Consider the following 25,683-nt stretch of genomic DNA (forward strand, 5'->3'; position numbering starts at 1 on the left):
TTAATTTTATGACAATGTCAGAGAAAGATAACCTGCATATAGCAGATGGAAACGAGAATATAAAAGATGAGGCTATCACTTCTGAAAAAACAGTAGCTGAAACCCAAGACTCAAATTCGGAAGAGAACACTTCAAACGAAACAACTGAAACCTCTATTTCCTCGGATAATAAAGATGATAATCCAGAAGATGCTACTCCTGAAATTTCAGAAGACAAAGAAGTAGCACATACAACTTCTGAAGAATCGTCTGGCACTGAAGACGAAACAGCCCCTCCAAGTATAGAAGCAGCAACTACACCAAAGAAAGATGCTTTTGTGAATGAAATTGAGGAGTCCAATGCTGAGGATGCTGAGGATGAAAGTAATGTGGAACGTCATAATCTAGAAGAAAAAGATTATTCTGTCATGAGTATGGAGCAATTGTCGGATGAGTTCGAAAACTTGCTGAAAACCAAAAAGGTACAAACCATAAAAACCCATGCGGAAGAGATCAAAACGGAGTTTAACTCTAAATTCTCAGAAATTCTTGATGAAATGAAAGAGGAGTTTTTAAGCGAAGGTGGCAATGAAATTGATTTCTTTTACTCCAGTCCGTTAAAAAAACATTTCAATTCGCTTTATAAAGATTATAAAACCAATCTGAATGCGTATTACAAGACTTTAGAGACCAATCTCAAAACCAATTTAGATAACAGGTTACGCATTATTGAGGATATCAAAGGCCTTATTAATGTTGAAGAAAATATCAACACGACCTATAAGCACTTTAAGGATTTACAGGAAGAATGGCGTACTGCTGGTCCAATTCCAAGAGACAAATACAATAATGCATGGAATACTTACCACCATCATGTGGAAATTTTCTATGACTTTTTGCATCTTAATCGCGATTTACGCGACATGGACTTTAAGCATAATCTTGATCAGAAACTAAAAATTATAGCCCGTGCTGAAGAATTGGCAAAAGACGAAAATTCAAACCGAGCGTTTAGAGAATTACAGGTCCTCCATAAAATGTGGAAGGAAGATTTAGGACCGGTTGATAAAGAACATCGTGAAGCCATTTGGGAACGTTTTAGTAACGCCACCAAAACTATTCATGAAAAGCGTCAAGCCTATTATCTCGATGTTGACAAAGCTCACGAAGCCAATCTTGATAAAAAACAAGCTATCATCACTAAAATAGAAGAAGTTGCTCAAGATGATTCGAGTTCTCATCAAGCCTGGCAAAATAAAATAAAAGTCATTGAAGGTTTACGCGTCGACTTTTTCAACGCAGGAAAGGTGCCTATCAAGGTCAATGAAGCGACGTGGGCAAAGTTTAAGGCGGCCGTAAGAGTTTTTAACAAGAAGAAAAATTCTTTTTATAAAAACTTAAAAAAAGACCAATACACCAATTTACAAAAGAAATTGGATCTGATTAAAATAGCAGAGGACAATAAGGACAATGACGATCTTGCCACAGTCAGTCCATTGATGAAGAAAATCCAAAATGATTGGAAACATATTGGCCACGTTCCTAGAAAAGACAGTGATAAAATTTGGAAACGTTTTAAAGCGGCCTGTAATCACTATTTTGACAAAGTTAATGCTGAACGTAATGCCGCCGACAAAGAACAGGTTGAGGCATTCGAAAATAAAACAAAGCTGCTGGATTCCTTAAAAGATCTGCAATTAAGCGGTAATCCAGAACAGGATTTAGAGACCATCAAGCAAAAAACTGAAGAGTGGGGTGCTTTAGGACAAGTTCCACAAAGCAAACGCTTTATAGAGGGAAAATTCAATAAAACTCTTGATGGCTTATTCAATAGCTTAAAACTGGACAAATCAGAGGTTGAAATGATCAAGTTTGAAAACAAACTCGAGCATCTTGCACAACCGGATGATACGCGACTTTTGGATAATGAGCATCACTTTATCCGTAAAAAAATCGACGAAGTTAGAGGCGAACTCAATCAGCTTGAAAATAACCTACAATTTTTCTCTAATATAGATGAAAGTAATCCTTTGGTAAAAGACGTGTTGAAAAACATTGAAAATCATAAAGAAAACCTAGCCGTTTGGGAAGAGAAGTTTAAAAAGTTGAAAGAATTGTATTAGTAGTTCACTTTAAAAATATAAAAGTCTAATGTTTCAATTTGAAATATTAGACTTTTTTTTTATTGCTCAGTTTAAAAAATATTAAGGAAACCAAATAGCTATAAAAATCAAATCCTACCTGTGAAAACAGGTAGGATTTTGACCCCTAACTAAACTAAATTTTTAATCTTAATTAATACCGCTTAAAATATAATTAAGATTACCTACTTATGATTATGAAACTAAAATTAAGTTCCAATCTATTAGATATACGTCACAACTAATGTATTTGGATTACGAGAGTGAAAATAAATTACATTTTTTTTGCTTCTTCCCAATAAACATCCATTTCCGACAAGCTCATTTCCGACAATGGCTTATTTATTTCCTTAGACTTAGCCTCCAAATATTGAAATCTTTTGATGAATTTTTTATTGGTTCGTTCTAGAGCATTTTCAGGATTTATTTTTAAAAAGCGCGCATAATTGATAATGGAAAACAAAACGTCGCCAAGCTCACTTTCCATTTTATCGGCATCGCCATTCGTAACCTCTACTTTTAGCTCGTTGAGCTCCTCCTCTACCTTTTCATAAACTTGTTCAGGATGTTCCCAATCAAATCCAACACCAGCCACTTTATCTTGTATCCTATTGGCTTTTACCATGGCAGGCAAACTTGTTGGCACACCTTGCAGCACGCTCGTTTTGCCCTTCTCTTTTAACTTAATCTGTTCCCAATTGCGCTTCACGTCCTCTTCATTCTCCACTTTGACATCGCCATAAATATGTGGATGACGTTCAATGAGCTTATCACAGATACTGTTACAAACATCGGCAATATCAAAGTCATTAGTTTCACTTCCAATGCGCGCATAGAAAACAATATGCAATAACACATCGCCCAATTCCTTTTTCACCTCGTCCAAATCCTTCTCCAAAATCGCATCGCCCAGTTCATAAACTTCTTCAATCGTCAAATGCCTGAGGGTTTCCATCGTCTGTTTCTTATCCCACGGACATTGCTCACGCAATTCATCCATAATGGTCAATAGTCGTTCAAAGGCTTGTAATTGTTGTTGTCTTCGTGTCATAAACGTTGTTTTTTATCAAATTCAAAATTACGAAATTGGGAAAGGTAATGGCGGTTAATGTGTAGAATCTTAATTAGTATTAAGTACTAAGAATTAAGAAAGTTCGTTCATAAAACCCGTTCAAGGAATTTCTTAAAAGTATTCAAAAGAAAAACCCACGATTTTCAAATGAAAACATGGGTTTTATATATAAAGTATCAAATCTTTCTTCTTGATACTTTGTTCTTAATACTTTGTACTTAATTCTTACTGGGCTTTTCTAGCACTTGTGTTTTTAATTGAGCCTCCTTTTTTAGAAGCCGATGCTTTTGGTGCTGCACTTTTAATGGCAGAAGGGTTAGCAGTAGTTTTAGTCTGTGCTACTTCTACTTTGTCAGTCGCAGGCTTATCTTCTACTACTTCATCTAATGAAGCTAACAAATCATTCCCTTGTAAAATATTGTACCACTGGATAACTTTTTTGATATCGCTTGGATAGACACGATCTTCATCATAATCTGGCAACACAGCAAAGAAATATTCTTCTAAGGCATCTTTAGAATCTTTATGACTGATAGACGTTTGTTTACCATCTTCTTTTTCACGCACCTTTTTCAAAACCTCACGTAGTGGAACTTCTTCAGTAAGTGTGTACATGGCAATTTCGCTCAAAACGCTCACATTACTGTGAACATTAACAGTGATGCGCTTTTTGTCGAGTAAGGACTCTGCCAAAAAACCGCTTCTTGTTTGGGTTACAATTTTGTAAAGCCCTGGTTTACCTGCAATGGATAAAATCTTATCTAAACTCATACTTTCTAAATGCTTTTTATTTTTGAAGTTGACAAATATATACCTTTGCCTTTAATTTCTAAAAAATTAACGTTTCTTTTTCAGGGCAGGAAAACGCATCTTATAATCGACACTAATATTTCCTTTAGAAATATTAGTCAACCTACCTTTGATCAAACGTTTTTTTAAGGTCGATAGTTTATCTGTAAACAAAATACCATCAATATGATCATATTCATGTTGAATGACTCTGGCCACAAGTCCGTCAAATTCCTCAACATGTGTATTAAAATCCTCATCCTGATATTCTATCTTGATTTTTGGTTTTCTGAACACATCTTCCCTTACGTCTGGAATACTTAAACAGCCTTCATTAAACGCCCATTCGTCGCCAGTTTCCTCAATGATTTTCGCATTTATAAACGTCCGTTTAAAACCCTGTAACTGCGCTTGTTCTTCCTTAGTCAAATCCTCATCTTCAGAAAAAGGTGTGGTATCGACAACAAACAAACGGATTGCAAGTCCAACTTGCGGTGCCGCCAAACCAACGCCAAAGGCATCATACATCGTCTCATACATATTGGCAATAAGCGCTTTCAGATTAGGATAATCGGCAGAAATATCTTCGCCTTCCTTTCTTAAAACGGGGTCGCCATAAGCAATAATAGGTAAAATCATTATTCTTTAAATTTACGACTGCAAAAGTACAATTCTTATTTAGGAATTAATAAACATAGGATAAAATTGTTAGGGAGTCTTTATTGATTATACAAATAACTCTGAAGAATAATCGTGGCGCTTATTTCGTCTACCAAGGCTTTATTTTTACGTTGCCCTTTTTTTAGTCCACTGTCAATCATGGTCTGAACGGCCATTTTTGAAGTAAAGCGTTCATCCACACGTTTAACAGGCATTTCAGGAATGGCGGTAGAAAGTTTTTTTAAAAAGGACTGAATAGATGCTTCACTTTCAGATACGTCATTGTTCATTTGCTTAGGTTCGCCTACTAGAAACAATTCTACTTTTTCTTTGGAAATATAATCCTTTAAAAACGGCAATAATTCTTTCGTCTCCACAGTAGTCAATCCGGAAGCGATGATTTGAAGTTCATCGGTTACCGCAATACCAGTGCGTTTTGTGCCATAATCAATTGCTAAAATTCTTGCCATCGTTAGTTCCCACGAAAGTGGGAATCTCATTTTAAAATGTTAATACCTGCAAATTTACGGGAATTAAATTAGGGACAGAAGTGATTGTTTGCAAATTAACATAAGAGGTTGTTCCACAGAGAAATGCAGAGGAAGCACAGAGTTACACGGAGAATTATCGAATATCTTTCAAATACTTGTATTAGAAATTTAATGCAAATCCATCAAATCAGCGTTGCATAAAAACTCGTCTCAGAATAAATCAAATATGACACATTCTTTTCCCAACTGAATTTTAGGTTTATCTTTGCGTGAATTTAAATTTAGCCATGAAACAACTACAGCAAAACATTGAAAACGCCTGGGAAAACCGTGAATTACTCTCAGATAAAGTGACCATTGACAGCATCAGAAGTGTCATCGATTTATTAGATGAAGGCACTTTAAGAGTAGCCGAACCAACTGCCGACGGTTGGCAGGTAAACGAATGGGTAAAAAAGGCAGTCGTTCTTTATTTCCCTATCCAAAAAATGGAAACTCTTGAAGCCGGCATTTTCGAATATCATGATAAAATTCCTTTAAAACGCGGCTATGCAGAAAAAGGCATACGTGTGGTTCCTAATGCAGTGGCAAGACATGGCGCTTTCATTGCAAAAGGCACTATTTTGATGCCAAGTTATGTCAATATTGGCGCTTATGTGGATGAAGGTACGATGGTCGATACATGGGCAACAGTAGGCAGTTGCGCACAGATTGGCAAAAACGTACACTTGTCTGGCGGTGTTGGTATCGGTGGTGTTTTAGAGCCGTTACAAGCAGCTCCTGTGATTATCGAAGACAACGCTTTTATTGGCAGTAGATGTATTGTAGTAGAAGGTGTAAGAGTTGAAAAAGAAGCCGTATTAGGCGCCAATGTCTGCTTAACCGCCTCTACTAAAATTATTGATGTGACGGGCGACGAACCTGTTGAAATGAAAGGCATTGTGCCGGCACGTTCTGTCGTGATTCCAGGAAGTTACGCCAAAGAGTTTCCATCAGGAACCTACAACGTCCCTTGTGCCTTGATTATTGGAAAACGTAAAGAAAGCACCGACAAGAAAACATCATTGAATGATGCTTTACGGGAATATAATGTGGCCGTATAATTAGAAAAGAATGGCAAATTACTATAAAAGTTTAGCACTTTTTGCAAAACGCATTTTACTGGTTCTACTTGTTTACACCTTATGTAGAATTTTATTTTTAGCTTTCAATTTTGGGGCATTTAATAAACCCTTTTTGAGTGCGTTTTTTGGAGGTCTGAGATTCGATCTTTCTGCTATTGCTTATATTAATTTGCTATTCGCCTTTTTACATGCTGTACCTGGGAAATTCAAATACAACGCCCTTTACCAAAAAGCGCTTAAGATTGGCTTTTACTGTGTAAACATTGTATTTATACTTACCAATTTTGTGGATTTTGAATATTATAAATTCACAGGAAGACGTAGCACTTTTGGATTGTTAACTGCCCAAGGCATGGAGCATGAAATCGGTGGTCTTATTGGCTCTTTTTTAATGGAGTTTTGGTATTTATTACTCATTGCGATAGTATTGGCGATAGTTTTCTATAAAGCCATTCCTATTTTAAAACGTCCAATTCCAGCGGTCAGAACCTCCAAGATGGATTATGCCAAACAAACGGTATTGTTTATCGGTATAATGATTACGACCATAATCTTCGGAAGAGGTGGTTTTCAGGAAAAGCCACTTCGCATTATAGATTCGAGTGGTTATGGCGCCTTAAACCATTCGGCATTGGTGCTTAATACGCCATTTTGCATCTTAAAAACTTTGAATCAAAAAGAAACTTTACGCAGTCCTGAGTACTTCTCAAAAGAGGAATTAGACCAAATATTTAGTCCGGTTATCAGCATTACCTCTGATAAAGAACCGACAAAACAAAATGTCGTTCTCATAATACTGGAAAGTTTTGGAAGAGAAAATTTAGGTATTGGTGCTACCCCATTTTTAGATTCGCTCATCACAAAATCCTATTATTTTGAAAACGGTTTTGCTAACGGAAAATTATCCATAGATGCCGTACCTTCTACCTTAACCAGCATTCCTAGTTTATTAAAACAATCCATAATAACCTCTAGCTACTCCGTCAATAAAGTGAATGGCTTGCCAAAGATTTTGAAGGATCATGGGTATGAAACTTCATTTTTTCATGGTGCGTTTAATGGTAGTCAAAACTTTGATCAATATTCTATAGTTGCCGGTTTTGAAAATTACTACGGAAAGGACCAGTATGAAGGCCCTGAAGCTTTTGATGGTCGCTGGGGAATTTTCGATGAAGAATTCCTTCAGTTTTTTAATAAAAAATTAACCACATTCCAACAGCCTTTTTTTAGTACCATTTTTACGGTTTCGTCTCATAACCCGTATATCATTCCAGAAAGATATAAAGACAAATTTCCAAAAGGAAAGACGAAAATCTATGAAAGCGTTGCTTATTCTGATTATGCTTTAAAACAGTTTTTTGAAGCCGCTAAAAAGGAAGCTTGGTACAAGAATACCGTTTTTGTGATTACGGCCGACCATACTTCGTCGGAGCCTACTAGTGAAATCTATAAAACAAACGTAGGAAAGTTTAGAATTCCGATTCTATTTTTTGATCCTTCAAACGAGAATTTCGTAGGAAAACATATGAAAAACTTCCAACAGATTGATATTTTGCCTTCTGTTTTAGACTATCTGGGGATTTCAACAACGAGCATCAGCTATGGGAAATCATACACATCTAATAAAGACTTCGTTGTTTATTATTTAGATAATATCTATCATCTTATTGATGGCGATTATTATTTAGCATTTGATGGCACGAAAGCTCTAGCACTTTACAACTTTAAAGAAGATCCATTATTGAAAAAGAATTTACTTTCGACAGAAACCGAAAAAGCGAAAAACTTAGAAAAATTTATCAAGGCTTATATTCAATCGTTTAACGAACGCATGATTGAGAATAACTTAACGCTTTAGTTTTTCTAAGCGCTGTAGTTTTATAAGTTTCGCATATTTCATATAGGAGAAAAAAGCTTGTATTAAGGCAATTGTAATCCCATCTAATCCATTAAAAATTCCTTTTTTAAAGAAATAGCATCGAAAAAAAGCAACTGCTCCATTTAGTACGGGCTTAAAACTATTTATACGGTTTCCTTGATTGAAAAGTTGACTGGCGTGCCAAGTAGAATATTGATTTTTTTTGGCGATAATTTGCTCAAAAGTATCCCAGCCATAATGTAAAATATGAACATTTACTTTCATCTCATTCGTGGCCACTATTTTTTGATGCACTTTAGAAAAGGATGGCGCCGCTGTCTTTTTATTGAAAAATCGCACTTTGTGATCGGGATACCATCCAGAAAAATCAATTAACTCATCATCTAGAAAGTTTTTAACCCTAAAAGAAAAGGCATCATAACCACCTTCCACATACTTTTTATCTAATATAAATTGTTCTGCGTCCGCATCTAAAATCTCGTCGGCATCAAGATTTAAAATCCAATCATTTTTACAGAACGGCAAACCGTACGCACGCTGTGGACCATCACCTAAAAAAGATTGAGAAATAACTTTGGCGCCCTTGCTTTCCGCAATAGCCACTGTATTGTCGCTACTCATGGAGTCAACTATAATGACCTCATTACAAACTTTAAACAAGGCGTCAATGCATTTTCCTATATTTTTCTCTTCATTAAAAGTAATGACCAATCCGCTAATGTCCATAAATAACATGTTTACAGGACAAAAATACAGTTTTCCTTTAAGTAATGCTCAACATAAAATTTAAACCTTCTTGATGCCGTTCTATCGATGCTGAAAGTAAAATTCATTTAACAGAGATTAACTCGGCAACGAAACAATAACTAAAACCCATAGGTAGTAAGCAATTCCGAAATAGGAATTATATTTAAAAAAAAGGTTATAAATTTGTTCGGAAATATAAATACGAACTCATTTCATCGAATTAAATTCTATAAATCTATCAATTGCCCCAAATCTATTATGAATTCATTTAAATCATGACGATAAAAAACACTCCTACAACCTCTTTGATTTTAACCACCTATAATTGGCCAGAGGCGCTTGAGCTTGTTTTACTGAGCATCGTCAAACAAAGTGTTTTACCTGATGAAATTATTATTGGCGATGATGGATCAGGGCCTGAAACTAAGGCCGTCATTACAAAGTATCAAAACAACTATTCAGTTCCGATTATACATGTTTGGCATGAAGATGATGGCTTTCGAAAAACTGAAATTTTAAATAAAGTGATTGCACGAGCCACATCAGAATATATCATTAAAATTGATGGCGACATTATTTTACACCGTCATTTTGTGAAAAACCATCTACAAATGTGTGAAAAAGGAGTTTACACCTGTGGTTCAAGAGTTTCTTTAAGTGATGAGGCTTCAAAAAAAGCACAGGAAACCAAAAACATTTCCTACCGTTTCTTTTCCAAAGGAAACAACAACCGACTCAACGCACTTTACAATCCCTTCCTGATGAAACTATTTTCGTACTATAATGATAACCTCATGAAAATTAGAGGTTGTAATACAGGAATGTGGCGAGATTTGATAGAAATAACCGGTTATAATGAGGATATGATTGGCTGGGGAAGAGAAGATTCTGAGATATCGGCAAGATTAACGCATGCCAAAAAAAGAAAAAAAAATAACAAATTTGGAGCCCTTAACAATCATCAACATCAAAGTTTTAGTTCGCGTTCCGAATTAAACGAGAATCATGAAATTTTCTCTTAAACCATAGATGAAAACCTCACGCGATGTAAAAATGGTTTAGATAAACATCTCCAAAACGCAACTAGTAAGAACTAAAAATATCTTTTTAAATTGAAAAGCCCCACAAAAATATCGGCGTTATTAATTGTTTATAATGAAGTCAATCATATTCAAGAGGTTATAACTAACATCAGTTTTTCTGATGAAATTATTGTTGTCGATTCTTTTAGCACCGATGGTACAGTTTCGGAATTAGCTCAATTTAAGCACGTAAAAACAATACAACGCAAATTTGATAATTTTGCAGACCAAAGAAACTTTGCCATGCAACAAGCCACTCACGATTGGGTTTTATTTATTGACGCTGATGAACGCATAACTGACGCGTTAAAATCAGAAATTATCACAACAGTTAATTCCCCAACTGATGCTGTTGCGTTTATGGTTAAACGTCTGTATTTTTTTAATAAAAAAAGAATCTTTTTCAGTGGTTTTCAAACCGATACTACCTATCGGTTATTTAAAAAAGATCGCGCAAACTATATTGAAGATAAAATAGTACACGAAATGCCTCAGATAGATGGCAAAAGTGAAATTTTAAAAAACAATATGCTGCACTATTGCATTGACAATGCACCTCATTATAAAGCGAAGATGGAACATTATGCAAGCCTCAAAGCCTTAGAACTATATAAAAAAGGAAAAAAACCAACACCTTTCCATTTTATTTTTAGACCCGTTTATAAATTCATTAATAACTATTTTTTTAGACTGGGTTTTTTAGATGGAAAACCAGGTCTTCAAATATGCTATTTAAATGCTTATGGCGTTTATTATAGATATAAGGAACTTGAAAAATTAGTGACTGATTCCGGAAATTAATTTTTTTCTTTGGTTTTGTCCTATAAAATATCACTGAAAACTTCGGCTTCAACCATCCAAATCGCCAATAATTTATGAGAACTTTAGTCATTGGGAAAACCGATTTCATAGCGAGCCGAAAAACAGTCCTATGAGTGAAAAAAAAGATAAATACAATCATTTTTATATATGCACAAAGAAATTTCAAATGCAGTTCAAGTTTTAAAAGCTGGCGGACTCATACTCTATCCTACCGATACCGTTTGGGGAATTGGCTGTGATGCTACCAATGCGGAGGCGGTTGAAAAAGTGTTTCAACTGAAAGAGCGCGCAGACAACAAAGCACTGATTTGTTTGGCAGCCGATGATCGCATGTTGAGTAAATACGTAAAAGAGATTCCAAAAGTAGCGTATGATATTTTTGACGTTGCTGAAGAGCCAATTACAATTATTTATGATGACGCTCAAAATTTGGCCGAAAATTTAATTGCAGAAGACAAATCCATTGCCATCAGAATTCCGAATGACGATTTTTGTTTTCAGTTGCTCAGGCGCTTTGGAAAACCCATCGTTTCAACATCGGCTAATGTCAGCGGCAAACCCACACCAAAATCATTCAAAGAAATAGCACCCCACATTTTAAAAGGTGTGGACTATGTTGTAAATTTGCATCGCGAAAAAGTTTGCGCCAAACCTTCGTCAATCATTAAGTTGAGTGCGAATGGAAAGGTGAAAATTATAAGATAAAAAAAACTCCAAAATTCAAATTCCAAATTCCAATAATCTGTTTGGTATTTGGTACTTGAAATTTGAATATTATGAAATATCAAGCCTTAACTCATCCAATTTTTAAAATCATCTCCCAATCTGCTGAAGAATTAGGAATTGATGCATACGTCATTGGTGGCTTTGTTCGTGATTATATCCTAAAACGCGGCCAACATAAAGACATTGATATTGTCGCTATTGGCAGTGGTATTGCCTTGGCAAAGCAAGTGGCCAAAAACATTCCAAACCGTCCTAAAGTTCAAGTGTTCAAAACCTATGGCACTGCTATGTTACGTTATGAGGACATTGAAATCGAATTTGTAGGCGCCCGCAAAGAATCTTATACGGAAGAAAGCAGAAATCCGATTGTGGAAAATGGCACTTTGGAAGACGACCAAAATCGTCGTGATTTTACGATAAATGCGATGGCTCTTGATTTGAGTTCAGCTCATTTCGGTAATTTACTCGATCCGTTTGGTGGCATTGCTGATTTGGAAGCGAAAATCATCAGAACGCCATTAGATCCTGACATTACCTATAGCGACGATCCGTTGCGCATGATGCGTGCCATCCGATTTGCGACACAGCTCAATTTTACCATTGAAAAAAAATCGCTTGACGCCATTTCAAAAAACAAGGAACGCATTAAAATAATTACCAACGAGCGGATTGTGGTTGAGCTCAATAAAATTATTGAAAGTGACATTCCCTCCATCGGTTTTTTATTATTGGAACAAACTGGCTTACTAAATTATATCCTTCCAGAATTGAGCGCCTTAAAAGGTATTGATGAGAAAGAAGGACAAACACACAAGGATAATTTTTATCACACCTTAGAAGTTGTTGATAATATTGCTCTACACACCAATGATGTGTGGTTACGATGGGCAGCACTTCTGCATGATATCGGTAAAGCACCCACAAAAAAATTCAGTAAAAAAGTTGGCTGGACGTTTCATGGCCACGAATTTGAAGGCTCAAAAATGGTCTATAGACTTTTCAAACGATTGAAAATGCCATTGAATGATAAAATGAAATTTGTTCAAAAAATGGTGTTTATGAGTTCCAGACCAATTGTGTTGGCACAAGAAGTTACTGATTCTGCCGTGAGACGCTTGGTTTTTGACGCTGGTGATTATGTAGATGATTTAATGATGCTGTGTGAAGCAGATATCACGACCAAAAATCCAAAGAAATTCAAAAAATATCATAATAATTTCAAACTCGTCAGAGATAAGATTGTTGAAGTTGAAGAGCGCGATCAAGTTCGAAATTTCCAACCCCCAATTTCGGGCGAAGAAATCATGGAAGCTTTTGGAATAAAACCCTCACGAGAAATCGGACTGATCAAGGAAACGATTAAGGAAGCGATTCTGGAAGGTCATATTCCCAATGAACATGCAGCAGCTTATGAATTGATGTTGACGGAAGGGAAACGTTTGGGGCTGACCGAGGTTTGAGGAATTAGGGATTAGTTTAACAAATTGAAATCGAAGTTGAAATTGAAATTGAATTTCAACTTTATTTTAAACTTGGCTATTGAGCGTAGTCGAAGTATTAAATTCATTTTTTAATGACAAAACAAAAAGATAATAAGAAAGTCATTTATTGGCTTCTTACGGGTTGTGCACTACTCTTTATCATGGTAATTATTGGTGCGATTACGAGGTTAACGGATTCTGGTTTGTCCATCTCCGATTACAAATTGATCACAGGTACCATTCCACCACTCAATGAAGTAGAATGGCAGAAAGCTTTTGATCTGTACCAACAGTATCCAGAATTCCAGAAGTTGCATTCGCATTTTACTTTATCCGATTTTAAGGGGATTTACTTTTGGGAATGGTTGCATCGTGTGATGGGACGCCTCATCGGTTTAGTCTTTATTTTTCCTTTTATTTACTTTTTGGCGACCAAGCAACTGACTTCAAAAACCATTAAAAAATCGCTGGTTTTACTTTCGCTAGGTGCTTTTCAAGGTTTTCTGGGCTGGTATATGGTCAAAAGTGGTTTAGTGGATATGCCAAACGTGAGCCATTACAGATTGGCGGCACATTTAACAACGGCATTTTTGACTTTTGCGGCAACGCTTTGGGTGGCTTTGGATTTAAAATTTCCTCATAAAAAAGCTGTCGATAAAAACTTTAGAAACCTCATCATTGTGGGATACGTTGTTCTATTGATTCAAATTATTTACGGTGGTTTTGTGGCCGGATTAAAAGCTGGATTATTGCATAACCATTGGCCATTTATGAACGAAGGAAAATTCATGCATGAATCGGCGTATGCCATTGACCCGCTCTATTTAAACTTTCTTGAAAACCCAAGTGGCATTCAATTTTTTCACCGCACCTTTGCTTATGTGGTTGTCATTATGATCGCGATCATTTGGTATCGTGGCAAACAAATGACAATAACGAAATTACAAGACCAAAGCCTTAACAGCTTGCTCATTCTTGTTGGCGTTCAGTTTTTATTAGGTGTACTTACCATTATTTACGGTGTGCCACTCTGGCTGGGTGTTGCACATCAAATTGGGGCGTTTTTCCTCCTGTCAGCAATGACATTTACATTACATCGCTTTAGTAGATAAAAGAAAAGGTTTAACTTTGCAAATTAAATTTTAAACATGGTTTATAGATTCAGAATAGTTCTTGATAACGACACCGAGGATGATGTTTTTAGGGATATTGAAATTCGCGAAACAGACTCACTTGAAGACCTTCATAATAGTATCACCCAAGCTTTTGGCTTTGATGGTATTGAGATGGCCTCTTTTTATTTAAGTGATGACGAATGGAATCAAGGCGAGGAAATTTCCATGTTTGATACGAGCGAAGGTTATGACAAAATGAGGTTGATGTCAGAAACACCAATCAACGATGTGTCTGATGAAAATAAAACCAAATTGATTTATGTGTATGATTTCTTAAACATGTGGACTTTTTACGTGGAATTAGCAGAAATCGTTGAAGAAACCCAAGGTACTGATTACCCAAATCTTATGTTCGTACATGGTCAAATCCCTACAGAAGCGCCTCAAAAGTCATTTGAAGCTGAAAATGAATATGATGACTACGATGAGTTTGACGACGATTTTGATGTGGATGATTACGACAATCTAGATTTTGATGAAAACTGGAATTAAAAGACATTCCTTATTTTTGTTGGTATTATTTATTGTTTTTGTCTGATTAGAACTTAACATGTTTTATTAGAACATCAGGGCAAGGATTTTCAAATCTATTTGTTTTTCAATTTTATCCAAGCAAGTCTATTATCTATATTCTAGCTTCTTTATTCTATTTTCTATTTTCCTCTATTTCAAAGACCGCATATTCACATTCTCATAATTCCGCTGCACAAAATCCAGGGCATTTTTTACGATTTCCCCCATATTTTTACTGCGTTTGAATTCTAGATCCTGAGTATATTCAAATATCTTCATTTTTAAAAGCTCGATATGTTCTGGTTTAGATATCGTATCAGCAATCATACAATCCAATAATTCCTTAATACGTTCATGATAGCTGATCAATCGTTTGGCAACAATGGAGCGTTCTTCCAATTTATATTGGTCAATGGATTCCTTCTGAAATAATCCTTGTACCAATTGTACCATCGCTAAATTTTCCTTAAAAAACTGCGGACGATACACATTGAATTTGCCCTCAAAACTTTGTTGGTCAAAATCGATAGCTCTAATTTTATAGACCACATGGTCAAAATCATGCGTGGGGACAATGACATAATTATAGGAGCGCATATCTCCTAAAAGTCGAATCATACAGCGTTCATTGAACTTTACAAACTCTTTGGCAATCTGCGATTTTTCAGATGTCGAACAGTTGGGCAACATGTTTTTTATAAATTCATCTCCGGGAATTCCTGCAATATGTTCTTCAATCAAGGTGTCTTGATAGACCAAGAAATTCAAGTTATAGGGCGAAAGCATATGCTCCAATTCTAATCCGTAAATACGCGAAGCATCTGCTTTTTTTACATATAAATAGCTGTAATTATCATTAAGAATATTTCGAATCTTGACCCGAAACGGCTTTGAATTTCCAAAGGTGCAATAGTCGATGGCATCCACATTTAAAAACGGAATGGTGCGTTCATTTCCGTCAGAATGTAAGAGCGTGTAAACTTTTTTCAGACTTAAATCTATTTCCTGTCTTTCAAATTCATTAAAATATACCCGTACCCAAAGTGTGTCATTATCATCCTTATCATACAAAACAATCGAACCTTGAAAGCGCAACAAATCATCATAAAAAATAGGTAATTTTATGTTTCTGTTATATTCAGAAAGATAGTCATGCAACTTTTCCGTTATCGGATAAGAAGGTTTTCTCAGGGATATTTTAAGATCTTCCATGATGTCAAAGTTAACTCAAAGGTAAAGTTTTTATATTTACCTATGTAACAAATTTAAGCATCACTCGTCATACGTATAACTAATCAATCAGAAAAACATCTTGGAAACGATCCTCACCATCAGCAACCTCACCAAAAAGTTCGGATATCTTACAGCAGTCAAAGATTTGTCATTTACCATCCAAAAAGGTAATGTTTATGGCATTTTAGGCCCAAATGGCAGTGGAAAATCGACCACTTTGGGTATTGTTCTTAATGTGGTCAATAAAACCTCTGGCGATTTTAGCTGGTTTGAAGGAAGGACGACCACGCATGATGCTCTAAAAAAAGTGGGAGCGATTATAGAAAACCCGAACTTCTATCCTTATATGACCGCTTATCAAAACTTAAAGTTGGTCTGCAAAATTAAAGGCGTTGATTATAGTAAAATTGATGAAAAACTAGAAATCGTTGGACTTTTAGATCGAAAGAATAGCAAGTTTAGTAATTATTCCTTGGGAATGAAACAACGTCTGGCAATTGCTTCTGCACTACTGAATGATCCTGAAATACTGATTTTAGATGAACCGACCAACGGATTGGATCCGCAAGGGATTCATCAAATCAGAACTTTGATCAAACAGATTGCAAGTGAAGGCACCACCATTTTGTTGGCCTCGCATCTTTTAGATGAAGTTGAAAAAGTATGTTCGCATGTGGTCGTTCTTCGCAAAGGCGAAAAATTATATTCTGGTCGTGTCGATGAAATGATTTCCAGTCATGGATTTTTTGAATTAAAGTCTGCTCAGCATGAGTCATTATTGGCATTTTTAAAAGATAATCCAGATTTTATCAGTGTGAAGGAAGAAGGCGAACTCATCACCGCTTTTTTAAACCAACCTATAGATGCGGCAACCTTCAATAAATTAATGTTTGAAAAAGGCATTACGCTTTCGCATTTGGTAAAACGCAAAGAGAGTTTGGAAGAGCAATTCCTAAAATTAACTGACAACAACTAATTCATCAAATCCAATCTTATGTTACGACTAGTCAATTTAGAACTACAAAAACTACTTTTAAATACCGCGAGTAAAGTGTTGATATTTATCTCCTTTATTCTGCCGTTTACGGTTTTGATCCTTTCCTCCATTAAAATTAATTTCTTCGGATTTTTCACTTTGGAATTAGGTGAACTTGGCATTTTCAACTTCCCCATCATCTGGCATATTACGACATTTTTCGCCTCCTTTTTTAAACTGTTTTTCGCGATTGTTGTGGTGAGTATGATCGGTAATGAGTATAGTAATAAAACTATCAAACAAAACTTAATTGACGGATTGAGCAAAAAGGAATTTATACTTTCTAAATTTTATACCATCGTTTTCTTTTCCTTGCTAGCAACTGTTTTAATTGGAGTGGGCTCATTTTTCATCGGCCTCTATTATTCTAGCTATACCGAAGCATCGATTATTTTTAGAGAAACAGAGTTTCTATTAGCTTACTTTGTAAAATTGGTCGGATTTTTTAGTTTGTGTCTTTTCTTTGGAATGTTGGTAAAGCGCTCTGCTTTTGCCTTGGCTTTTATCTTTATCCTATACATTTTGGAATGGTTCATCTTTGCGATTGTAAAAAAAATAACAAGTTTAGAAATGGCGTGGAAAGTAAAGAGTTTTCTACCATTAGAATCCATGTACAAATTGATCGACCAACCTTTTCAACGGGTCATCATGACCAAGTATCCTGACCAAATTGATATGGCCTATGATTACGCTGTTCATTGGTATGAAGTTGTAATTGTATTGAGTTGGACCGCCCTATTTGTATTTTTATCTTATATATTGTTGAAACGACGAGATTTATAATATCAAGAAGCTATCAGCACCTTTAAGCTTTGGATTATTGAATTCCGATGAACTTCAATATGTTAATTATCACGCATTTCATCGTCTTTATTTGCATTTCGTCTTGTGCTTCTGTAGTTTTACGATCTAATTTATTGAGGTTTAATCTCATCGTCCCAAACCTGAGGTTTTTCTGACTAAAACTTAACCTACAAAGAATGAAATCGTTCCAATTAGTCCTCATGGTTATGGCATGTATGCTGTTCAACAGTGCATTAAGTCAGAAAATAACGATCAATGGCAACGTCAGCGCTCAACAACTTATCGAAAATCATTTAATACAAGGGTGTGTAGAAACCTCCAATATCGACTCTCCTGTTAATGGATCGATAAACGGATTTTCAAGTTTTGGCTATTTTGAGCGCGGGAGCTCTAATTTTCCATTTAAAAACGGCATCATGCTATCCACAGGAAAGGCAGTTTCTGGTGGAAACGGGCTCAAAGAAAAGATGTTGCATGAAGGCGATGAAAACTGGAAAAATGACACTGACCTCGAAGCAGCTTTGGGCCTTTCAAATACCATAAATGCTACGGCGATTGAATTTGACTTTTCATCAATTTCGAACCATATCCAATTCAATTACCTTTTAGCTTCAGAGGAATATTACGGAAACTTCCCATGTGAAATCTCTGATGGATTCGCATTTCTTATCAAAGAAGCAGGAACGAATGATCCCTACGTCAATATTGCACTGATTCCAGGAACGACAACACCAGTAAACACCAATACAATTCACAACGGCATAAATAATCAATGTGGTCCTTCAAATGCCGAATTCTTTGAAGGCTATGCTTTAGGCGACACCAATTATAATGGTAGAACTAAAGTCATGACGGCAACAGCTAGTATTATACCAAACGTTACCTATCATATAAAATTGGTCATTGCTGATTATTTGGATGAGAATTATGATTCGGCCGTTTTTATTGAAGGGAATAGTTTTAACGCTTATGTTGATTTAGGCGATGACATCACAACTTGCGCAGATCAAGTGACCATAAACGGCGATATTAACAATCCGTCCGCCACTTATTCTTGGTTTTTGAATAATGTGCTTATTGACGGTGAAACTCAGTCCACATTAACGGTTAACCAATCCGGAAACTATACCGTAAAGATTGAAATCCCTATAGCATTGAGCTCCTGTACTATTGAAGACAGCATTAATATTAAGCTCAGTGCAACGCAAACCGCTGAACCCATTAGTGACTTTGAACTTTGCGATGATACGTCATCAGATGGCATAGAATTTTTTGATTTAAATTTGAAAACTCCAGATGTAATTAAATCAGTACCAAAATCCAGCTATAGTATTTCCTATCATTGGTCTTATGAAGAAGCCGCTGATAATACGGGAGAAATCCTGGCTCCTGTTCAGAATCAGCTCCATCAACCCACGACCATTCATGTACGAATTGAGGATACAATCAACGGATGTTTGGCATTTTCAACATTTAATCTGGTAGTCAATTCGTTGCCAGAATTTATAAAACCTACAGACTTAATAGGTTGTGCTGATGACATCTCCAACGGACTGACAGCCATTGACCTGACCGAAAAAGATGATGAAATCACTAATGGCAATAGCAACTTAAAAGTATCCTACCATCATACCGTTGGCGATGCTAATTCTGGAGATAACGCAATTTCTTCGCCTTATAACAATGCCTCCAGAAATGAACAATTATATGTGCGTGTTGAAAATGTGCTTACCGGTTGTGCTGCCACTACTACTTTAATTATAAACGTATTGGACAAACCGATAATTAACACCAATGCACATTTTATAGATGCCTGTGATTTCGATCATAATGGTTTTGCTGAGTTTGACCTCACTACCATTACACCTGATGTTTTAGTGGGCATCACTGGAGTTTCCACAAGTTTTCATGAAACTTATGACGATGCACTCTCAGGCCTTAATGCGATCCCAAACCCAAACAGCTATACCAACACAAAAAAAAATTTACAAATTGTATTTATTAGAGTTACTGATGATGTTTCGGGCTGTGCTTCTGTGACGCCTATCGAAATCCATACGAATTTGTTATTGACGGGCACACGAATTAAAGATTTTTCAGTTTGTGAGCTTAAAGACGGTGAAGCACCAAAGTTTGACCTCAATGACATGGAGGAAACCATTGTTAATGAACTTCCAGATGTAACGGTCGAATTCTATGAATCTCTCGAAGATCAAGCAGCAGAAATCAATGCATTAAATAAGGCATTACCTTACAGACCATCACAACTTCCTAAAAAACTTTATATCACTTTACGCAGCTCAACCTGTTCTGAAATTTCTGAAATCGAATTGATCTTGAATCCTATGGTTGATTTTCCATCCATCGGCTCCGTGACCTATTGCGATACCGATCAAGATCTTCTCACTTTAATCGATTTGGGCTCTTTTTCGAGCGCTATTGCCAATGGCGAAGCAGGATATTCCGTGCGCTATTTCGCAACGGAGAATGATGCTAAAAAGAATATCAATCAACTTCCTAATTTTTATCAAAACGTAGATCCGACCATAACCATCTACACCCGTACCATTGCAAACGCAACGGGATGTTCGGATGTTAAAAGTTTTGAAATTACGGTTTTACCAGCACCGGAAACCCATGCTGCAGAAGACATTATTATTTGTGATGATGATCAAGATGGACTTTCAATTATCAACCTCAACAAAAAGATAAGTGAGATTGTTTCCGACCTATCCAACAGAAGTTTTTCATTTCACACCTCGCTTGCTGATGCTGAAAGTGGCACCAATCCCATTGTAAATCCAGCTTATTATAATGCAAAAACCGAAACTGTTTATACGCGTGTACAAAGCACGCTCCTTGGAGAATGTCATAGCATTGAACCCATAAAAATAATTATAAACACGTTACCTATCATCCCACAGATCAGCAATTATATATATTGTGAAGAGGACGACAATGGGTTTGGAGATTTTGTTTTTAAGACCAAGGATGCTGAGATTTTGAATGGACAAAAAGGAAAAAGCGTTTCGTATTATTTAAATGCGATTGACGCTGAAACTAGAAATAATCCTATTGATAAAAACAAAGCCTTTAACAATACCATTTCTCCCCAAACGATACATGTCAGAGTTGAGAACATCACAGATGATACCTGTTACAGTACGGGATCCTTCTTTATTGAGGTCGGAAAAAACCCTAAATTCAATGCTCCTCGCGACTGGTTTGAATGTGATGACATCTCTAATGACGGCCTTGGAGTTTTCGATTTATCCTATAAAATTTCTGAAATTAAAAAAGACATTCAGGATAATTTGAATATTACATTTTACACCTCTTTGGCAAACGCAGAAAAAGCCTACAATCCAATTCCTTTGGAATATACGAACATTAAAAATCCGCAATTAATATATGCGCGTATTGATAATGGCTCTATTTGTGCACCGATTACAACTTTCAATATTGGACTTACCAAAGCACCTGAAGCAAACCCTTCAAAACCTTTAGAAATGTGCAGTCCAGATGCCAATGAAAAAATGACCTTTGATCTTACCCTGGCAGAATTTGATATTTTGGATGTCAGACAGTATAACCTGGATATTCAATATTATGCCAACGCCCAAGATGCAGAGTCGCAAACCAATGTGATTAAAACTCCGAAATCTTACACGAACATTTCAAATCCACAGACCGTTTTTGTGCGGATTACAGATACAAAAACACTTTGTTATCTGTCCATTCCAATTGATCTGATTGTCAATCTGCCTCCTGTGTTTCATCCTATCAACGAGGTTATAATTTGCGCGAATAGCTCTAAATCTTTCGATCTTACCGAGATCAACTACGAATTAATCAAGGACGCCGCCAATGTTGATGTTACCTATTACAAATCACAAGCTGACGCCCTGGCAGGTACCAATGCGGTTAGTACTGATTACACCTATAAAACCTCAGCTGACAGATTGTTTATCCGAATGGAAAACAGGAACTCGGGTTGTTTTAGCCTACATAATTTAGTACTTAAGATCAATCCACTGCCTATTGCCAACGCTGTTCCTGATTTAGACCATTGTGATGATGACTTTGATGGCTTGTACACTTTTGATCTTTCTCAACAGACTGCTAAAGTTCTTAATGGACAGGATGCCAATAAATTTAGCGTTTCCTATCATGACAAAATTGTTGACGCAAATTCAGGAGAAAATGCGCTTAGCACTTTATATGCTGCAACCGATATGCAAACCATTTATGTCAGAATTAAAAATAATGCCACGGGCTGCTTTAATACCACGAAGTTTAAAACCCTTGTACATCGTCGACCAGTGGTTGATATTCCTGATCAAACAATATGTGTTATCGATGGCTCAATCGTGGTCAGCGCCAACACTTTTAATAAGGATGACACTTACTTATGGTCCACCAACGCAACAACTCCAGAAATAGAAATCGACATTACTGAACTTGGAACCTATTGGGTGCAAGTCACGACCATTTTTGGATGCGAAACGACTCAAAGTTTTGAGGTCATCAAATCGGAAAGTGCAACGATTAATTTTACTGAAAGCATTGACTTTTCTGACCCTAATAATATTACGGTAACCATAAGCGGTATCGGCAATTACTTGTATGTTTTAAATGACAATCCACCACAGGAATCAAACTTTTTTGAACATGTTCCGATTGGTCCAAATTTGATCACAGTAATTGATTTGAACGGCTGCGCTGAAGTTACTAAAGAGGTCATCATCCTTGACACCCCAAAGTTTATCACGCCAAATGCTGACGGCTATTTTGATACTTGGCACATTACAGGCGTAGAAAATCTACCTGGAACTGTCATTTATATTTACGACCGATATGGCAAACAACTGGCTTATTTGACTTCAACTTCTCAGGGTTGGGATGGCACGTACAATGGTCAAAATATGCCAGCAACAGATTATTGGTTTGTTGCTGATGTTAAAAAGGACTACATTTCTTTTCAACTTAAAGGTCATTTTGCATTGGTGCGCTGATAAGAAAGAATTCCTATAGGTTATAAAAAAACGTCCATGATAATATTATTATGGACGTTTTCATTTAATAAGAATGATCCTTTTGGATGTTCTAATTATTTAAATGGTTTATAACCAAATTTTTGACCACCTACTGAAGCATCAGCCATAAGTCCAGCTTTTGGTAAGGCAAATGCCACTACCCCATCATTATAACCAGCGTTTACAGCACCTCCAGATTCTACAATAACCGCTGAGGCTTCTGCTGAAAATTTAAACTGACCTTCTTTAAATCGTTCTAGAGCGCCTTTAGTTTCAAAAAAGATGACTTCAATAATAGCTTGTCCACCTGCCTGAAATCCAATATCTAACTTTTTAAGATCAGCCATTCCGATAGCTTTATGTTTTTCATAAACCACCCCATTTCCAGAAGCACCTCCTATAATAAATCCGCCTTCGCCAACATTAGGAAATAACACATAGCCATAAGCATTTTTAAAGTATTTGCTCAGACCGTTGTTAGCCTGTATAAGCGTCGTTTTTGCGTGATCGGCATCAGCCATAATTTTTCTATCTTTTTTGTGCTGGGAAAAAGTGCTAAACGCGATGAGCATGCAAAGGGCAAAAGTAAATTGTTTTAAAGTTTTCATATTTCATTAATTTAATATTTGTTCAACATTTATCTCTTTATCAATCCCTATTTTATCTTACGCAGATCAAATAAGGACTTATAAAATTAATATGAAAATAACTTCAAAATTACCCTTAATGCTTTATTTATTAATCCAAACGCACTCTGAATCAATCGTGAAGATTTAGGAATATGTTATAATAATTAGCAATTATTCTTCAAAAAACTTTGGTTAAATTTGCATTATGAAATTCAAAATCAAATCAGAATTTAAACCTACTGGAGATCAGCCTCAAGCTATCAAACTACTTTCAAAAGGCATTGAAAACAATGAGAAATACCAAACCTTATTAGGTGTAACGGGATCTGGTAAAACTTTTACCGTGGCCAATGTCATTGAGGAAGTACAACGACCAACTCTGGTTTTAGCACATAACAAAACCCTAGCAGCGCAACTTTACTCAGAATTTAAACAGTTTTTCCCTGAAAATGCAGTGGAGTATTTTGTATCGTATTATGACTATTACCAACCTGAAGCCTATATTCCCTCCTCTGGAGTTTATATAGAAAAGGATCTCTCCATCAACGAGGAAATTGAAAAAATGCGATTAAGCACGACCTCTTCTCTTCTTTCGGGAAGACGAGATGTGATCGTAGTAGCTTCAGTATCGTGTTTATATGGTATCGGAAATCCGGTGGAATTTCAAAAAAACGTGATTACCTTACAAAGAGATCAGGTCATTTCCAGAACGAAATTGCTTCATCAATTGGTGCAAAGTCTGTATTCACGTACGGAAGCCGATTTTAATCATGGTAATTTCAGGATCAAAGGCGATACGGTAGATATTTTCCCGGGTTATGCGGATTATGGGGTTCGTGTTCACTTTTTTGGAGACGAAATTGAGGAAATTGAAGCGTTTAACGTCCTCAATAATAAAGTCATTGAAACTTACGAAAGAATTACCATCTATCCTGCAAACATGTTTGTGACTTCTCCAGAAGTACTGCAAGGTGCAATTAGAGAAATTCAGGATGATTTGGTGAAACAATACGATTACTTCAAGGATATCGGTAAACATTTAGAGGCAAAACGACTCAAAGAGCGTACAGAGTTTGACTTGGAAATGATTCGGGAATTGGGCTACTGCTCGGGCATTGAAAATTATTCGCGCTATTTGGATGGACGCTTACCAGGAACGCGTCCTTTCTGTTTATTAGATTATTTTCCTGAAGACTTTTTAATGGTGATTGATGAAAGTCACGTGACCATCTCACAAGTGCATGCCATGTATGGCGGCGATAGAAGCCGAAAAGAGAACTTGGTGGATTATGGTTTCCGTCTTCCAGCGGCCATGGACAACCGACCTTTAAAGTTTGAGGAGTTTGAAGCTTTACAAAATCAAGTCATCTATGTCAGTGCCACGCCTGCCGATTATGAATTGCAAAAAAGTGATGGTGTTTATGTGGAGCAATTAATTCGTCCGACTGGTTTATTGGATCCGATTATTGAAGTCCGTCCAAGTTTAAATCAGATTGATGATTTGATCGAAGAAATTAACGAACGTGTAGAAAAAGATGAACGGACTTTAGTGACTACTTTGACCAAACGTATGGCTGAAGAATTAACTAAATATCTGGACAGAATCCAAATCAGAGTACGCTATATTCATAGTGACGTGGATACTTTAGAAAGGGTGGAGATTATGCAGGATCTTCGTAAGGGAATATTTGATGTGTTGGTTGGTGTCAACCTATTACGTGAAGGATTAGATTTACCAGAAGTGTCATTAGTTGCTATTTTAGATGCCGACAAAGAAGGCTTTTTACGATCCAACCGTTCATTAACCCAAACTGTGGGTAGAGCGGCAAGACACTTGAATGGGAAAGCTATTATGTATGCTGACAAAATCACCAATAGCATGCAAAAAACAATTAATGACACGAATTACAGACGTGAAAAACAAATTGCCTACAATACAAAACACAGCATTACGCCAACAGCACTCAACAAAAGCTTGGACAATGTATTGTCAAAAAATTCCGTAAGTACGTATAGCTATGAAATGGAAGCCATAAGAGCGGCAGAACCAGAAAGTGAGTACTTGACCAAAGAGCAATTGGAAAAGAAAATCAGAGAGAAACGGAAATTCATGGAACAAGCGGCAAAAGCATTAGACTTTATTGTGGCAGCCCAAGCGAGAGATGAGATTAAAGCGTATCAGGGGAAATTGGAGCAGTTGAAAGTGTAATGATTGTTGATTGTTGATTGTTGATTGTTGATTGTTGATTGTTGATTGTTGATTG

At 36.3% G+C, this 25,683-nt stretch carries 20 protein-coding genes; 13 read left to right on the forward strand and 7 right to left on the reverse strand.

From position 1 onward, the window contains the following. The first annotated feature begins 14 nt into the window (after positions 1 to 14). A complete protein-coding gene (locus tag ACOH2D_RS03860) occupies positions 15 to 2,102 on the forward strand; it encodes a DUF349 domain-containing protein (RefSeq protein ID WP_449534409.1) in 2,088 nt (695 codons plus the stop codon). A gap of 292 nt (positions 2,103 to 2,394) precedes the next feature. On the opposite strand, the gene mazG is transcribed toward ACOH2D_RS03860, so the two are convergent. The 4 genes from mazG to ruvX form a co-directional block, all read right to left on the reverse strand. Next, positions 2,395 to 3,171 carry a nucleoside triphosphate pyrophosphohydrolase gene (mazG, locus tag ACOH2D_RS03865; protein WP_348035241.1) on the reverse strand — a complete coding sequence of 259 codons (777 nt, stop codon included), beginning with the start codon at positions 3,169 to 3,171 and terminating at the stop codon, positions 2,395 to 2,397. A gap of 246 nt (positions 3,172 to 3,417) precedes the next feature. Then, on the reverse strand, positions 3,418 to 3,963 hold the full coding sequence (locus ACOH2D_RS03870; protein WP_449534410.1) for a DUF5606 family protein: 546 nt from the start codon (positions 3,961 to 3,963) through the stop codon (positions 3,418 to 3,420). Between the two features lie 66 nt (positions 3,964 to 4,029). After that, positions 4,030 to 4,620, reverse strand: coding sequence for a peptide deformylase (gene def, locus ACOH2D_RS03875; RefSeq protein WP_449534411.1), 591 nt, complete (start codon positions 4,618 to 4,620; stop codon positions 4,030 to 4,032). A gap of 80 nt (positions 4,621 to 4,700) precedes the next feature. Further along, positions 4,701 to 5,111: a Holliday junction resolvase RuvX gene (gene ruvX / locus ACOH2D_RS03880; RefSeq protein ID WP_348035276.1), complete on the reverse strand. Its 411-nt coding sequence runs from the start codon at positions 5,109 to 5,111 to the stop codon at positions 4,701 to 4,703. A gap of 308 nt (positions 5,112 to 5,419) precedes the next feature. On the opposite strand from ruvX, the gene ACOH2D_RS03885 reads away from it, so the two are divergent. Beyond that, a complete protein-coding gene (locus ACOH2D_RS03885) occupies positions 5,420 to 6,235 on the forward strand; it encodes a 2,3,4,5-tetrahydropyridine-2,6-dicarboxylate N-succinyltransferase (protein WP_348035239.1) in 816 nt (271 codons plus the stop codon). Between the two features lie 10 nt (positions 6,236 to 6,245). Continuing rightward, positions 6,246 to 8,114: an LTA synthase family protein gene (locus ACOH2D_RS03890; protein ID WP_348035238.1), complete on the forward strand. Its 1,869-nt coding sequence runs from the start codon at positions 6,246 to 6,248 to the stop codon at positions 8,112 to 8,114. Here ACOH2D_RS03890 and ACOH2D_RS03895 read toward each other — a convergent pair. Next, positions 8,103 to 8,861, reverse strand: a complete 759-nt coding sequence (locus ACOH2D_RS03895) for a glycosyltransferase family 2 protein (RefSeq protein WP_348035237.1) — start codon at positions 8,859 to 8,861, stop codon at positions 8,103 to 8,105. The two genes, ACOH2D_RS03890 and ACOH2D_RS03895, sit on opposite strands and share 12 nt — an antisense overlap. 296 nt (positions 8,862 to 9,157) lie before the next feature. Between ACOH2D_RS03895 and ACOH2D_RS03900 the strand changes: the two genes are divergently transcribed. The 6 genes from ACOH2D_RS03900 (at position 9,158) to ACOH2D_RS03925 (ending at position 14,660) form a co-directional block, all read left to right on the forward strand. Further along, positions 9,158 to 9,904, forward strand: a complete 747-nt coding sequence (locus ACOH2D_RS03900) for a glycosyltransferase family 2 protein (RefSeq protein ID WP_348035236.1) — start codon at positions 9,158 to 9,160, stop codon at positions 9,902 to 9,904. Positions 9,905 to 9,994: 90 nt separating this feature from the next. Beyond that, positions 9,995 to 10,765, forward strand: a complete 771-nt coding sequence (locus ACOH2D_RS03905) for a glycosyltransferase family 2 protein (RefSeq protein ID WP_348035235.1) — start codon at positions 9,995 to 9,997, stop codon at positions 10,763 to 10,765. 168 nt (positions 10,766 to 10,933) lie between these two features. Next, a complete protein-coding gene (locus ACOH2D_RS03910; protein WP_449534412.1) occupies positions 10,934 to 11,491 on the forward strand; it encodes an L-threonylcarbamoyladenylate synthase in 558 nt (185 codons plus the stop codon). 71 nt (positions 11,492 to 11,562) lie between these two features. Next, positions 11,563 to 12,972 (forward strand): CCA tRNA nucleotidyltransferase, encoded by a 1,410-nt coding sequence (locus ACOH2D_RS03915; protein ID WP_449534413.1) that lies wholly within the window; start codon positions 11,563 to 11,565, stop codon positions 12,970 to 12,972. A gap of 113 nt (positions 12,973 to 13,085) precedes the next feature. After that, on the forward strand, positions 13,086 to 14,105 hold the full coding sequence (locus ACOH2D_RS03920; protein ID WP_449534414.1) for a COX15/CtaA family protein: 1,020 nt from the start codon (positions 13,086 to 13,088) through the stop codon (positions 14,103 to 14,105). 36 nt (positions 14,106 to 14,141) lie between these two features. Beyond that, positions 14,142 to 14,660, forward strand: a complete 519-nt coding sequence (locus tag ACOH2D_RS03925; RefSeq protein ID WP_449534415.1) for an IS1096 element passenger TnpR family protein — start codon at positions 14,142 to 14,144, stop codon at positions 14,658 to 14,660. A gap of 171 nt (positions 14,661 to 14,831) precedes the next feature. On the opposite strand, the gene ACOH2D_RS03930 is transcribed toward ACOH2D_RS03925, so the two are convergent. Next, positions 14,832 to 15,893, reverse strand: a complete 1,062-nt coding sequence (locus ACOH2D_RS03930) for a hypothetical protein (RefSeq protein ID WP_449534416.1) — start codon at positions 15,891 to 15,893, stop codon at positions 14,832 to 14,834. 100 nt (positions 15,894 to 15,993) lie between these two features. On the opposite strand from ACOH2D_RS03930, the gene ACOH2D_RS03935 reads away from it, so the two are divergent. The 3 genes from ACOH2D_RS03935 to ACOH2D_RS03945 all read left to right on the forward strand — a co-directional run bounded on the left by ACOH2D_RS03935 (position 15,994) and on the right by ACOH2D_RS03945 (position 22,769). Then, complete coding sequence (locus ACOH2D_RS03935; RefSeq protein WP_449534417.1) at positions 15,994 to 16,890, forward strand: ABC transporter ATP-binding protein; 897 nt, start codon at positions 15,994 to 15,996, stop codon at positions 16,888 to 16,890. Positions 16,891 to 16,908: 18 nt separating this feature from the next. Continuing rightward, a complete protein-coding gene (locus ACOH2D_RS03940; RefSeq protein ID WP_449534418.1) occupies positions 16,909 to 17,733 on the forward strand; it encodes an ABC transporter permease in 825 nt (274 codons plus the stop codon). A 197-nt stretch (positions 17,734 to 17,930) separates the two neighbouring features. Beyond that, entirely contained in the window at positions 17,931 to 22,769 is a 4,839-nt protein-coding gene (locus tag ACOH2D_RS03945) for an FIDD domain-containing protein (RefSeq protein ID WP_449534419.1), read from the forward strand. A 95-nt stretch (positions 22,770 to 22,864) separates the two neighbouring features. Here the strand turns inward: ACOH2D_RS03945 and ACOH2D_RS03950 are convergent, their stop codons facing one another. Further along, positions 22,865 to 23,398 (reverse strand): lipid-binding SYLF domain-containing protein, encoded by a 534-nt coding sequence (locus ACOH2D_RS03950; RefSeq protein WP_449534420.1) that lies wholly within the window; start codon positions 23,396 to 23,398, stop codon positions 22,865 to 22,867. A gap of 226 nt (positions 23,399 to 23,624) precedes the next feature. On the opposite strand from ACOH2D_RS03950, the gene uvrB reads away from it, so the two are divergent. After that, entirely contained in the window at positions 23,625 to 25,628 is a 2,004-nt protein-coding gene (gene uvrB / locus ACOH2D_RS03955) for an excinuclease ABC subunit UvrB (protein ID WP_449534421.1), read from the forward strand. Positions 25,629 to 25,683: the final 55 nt, after the last annotated feature.

The organism is Gelidibacter sp. (assembly GCF_053579655.1).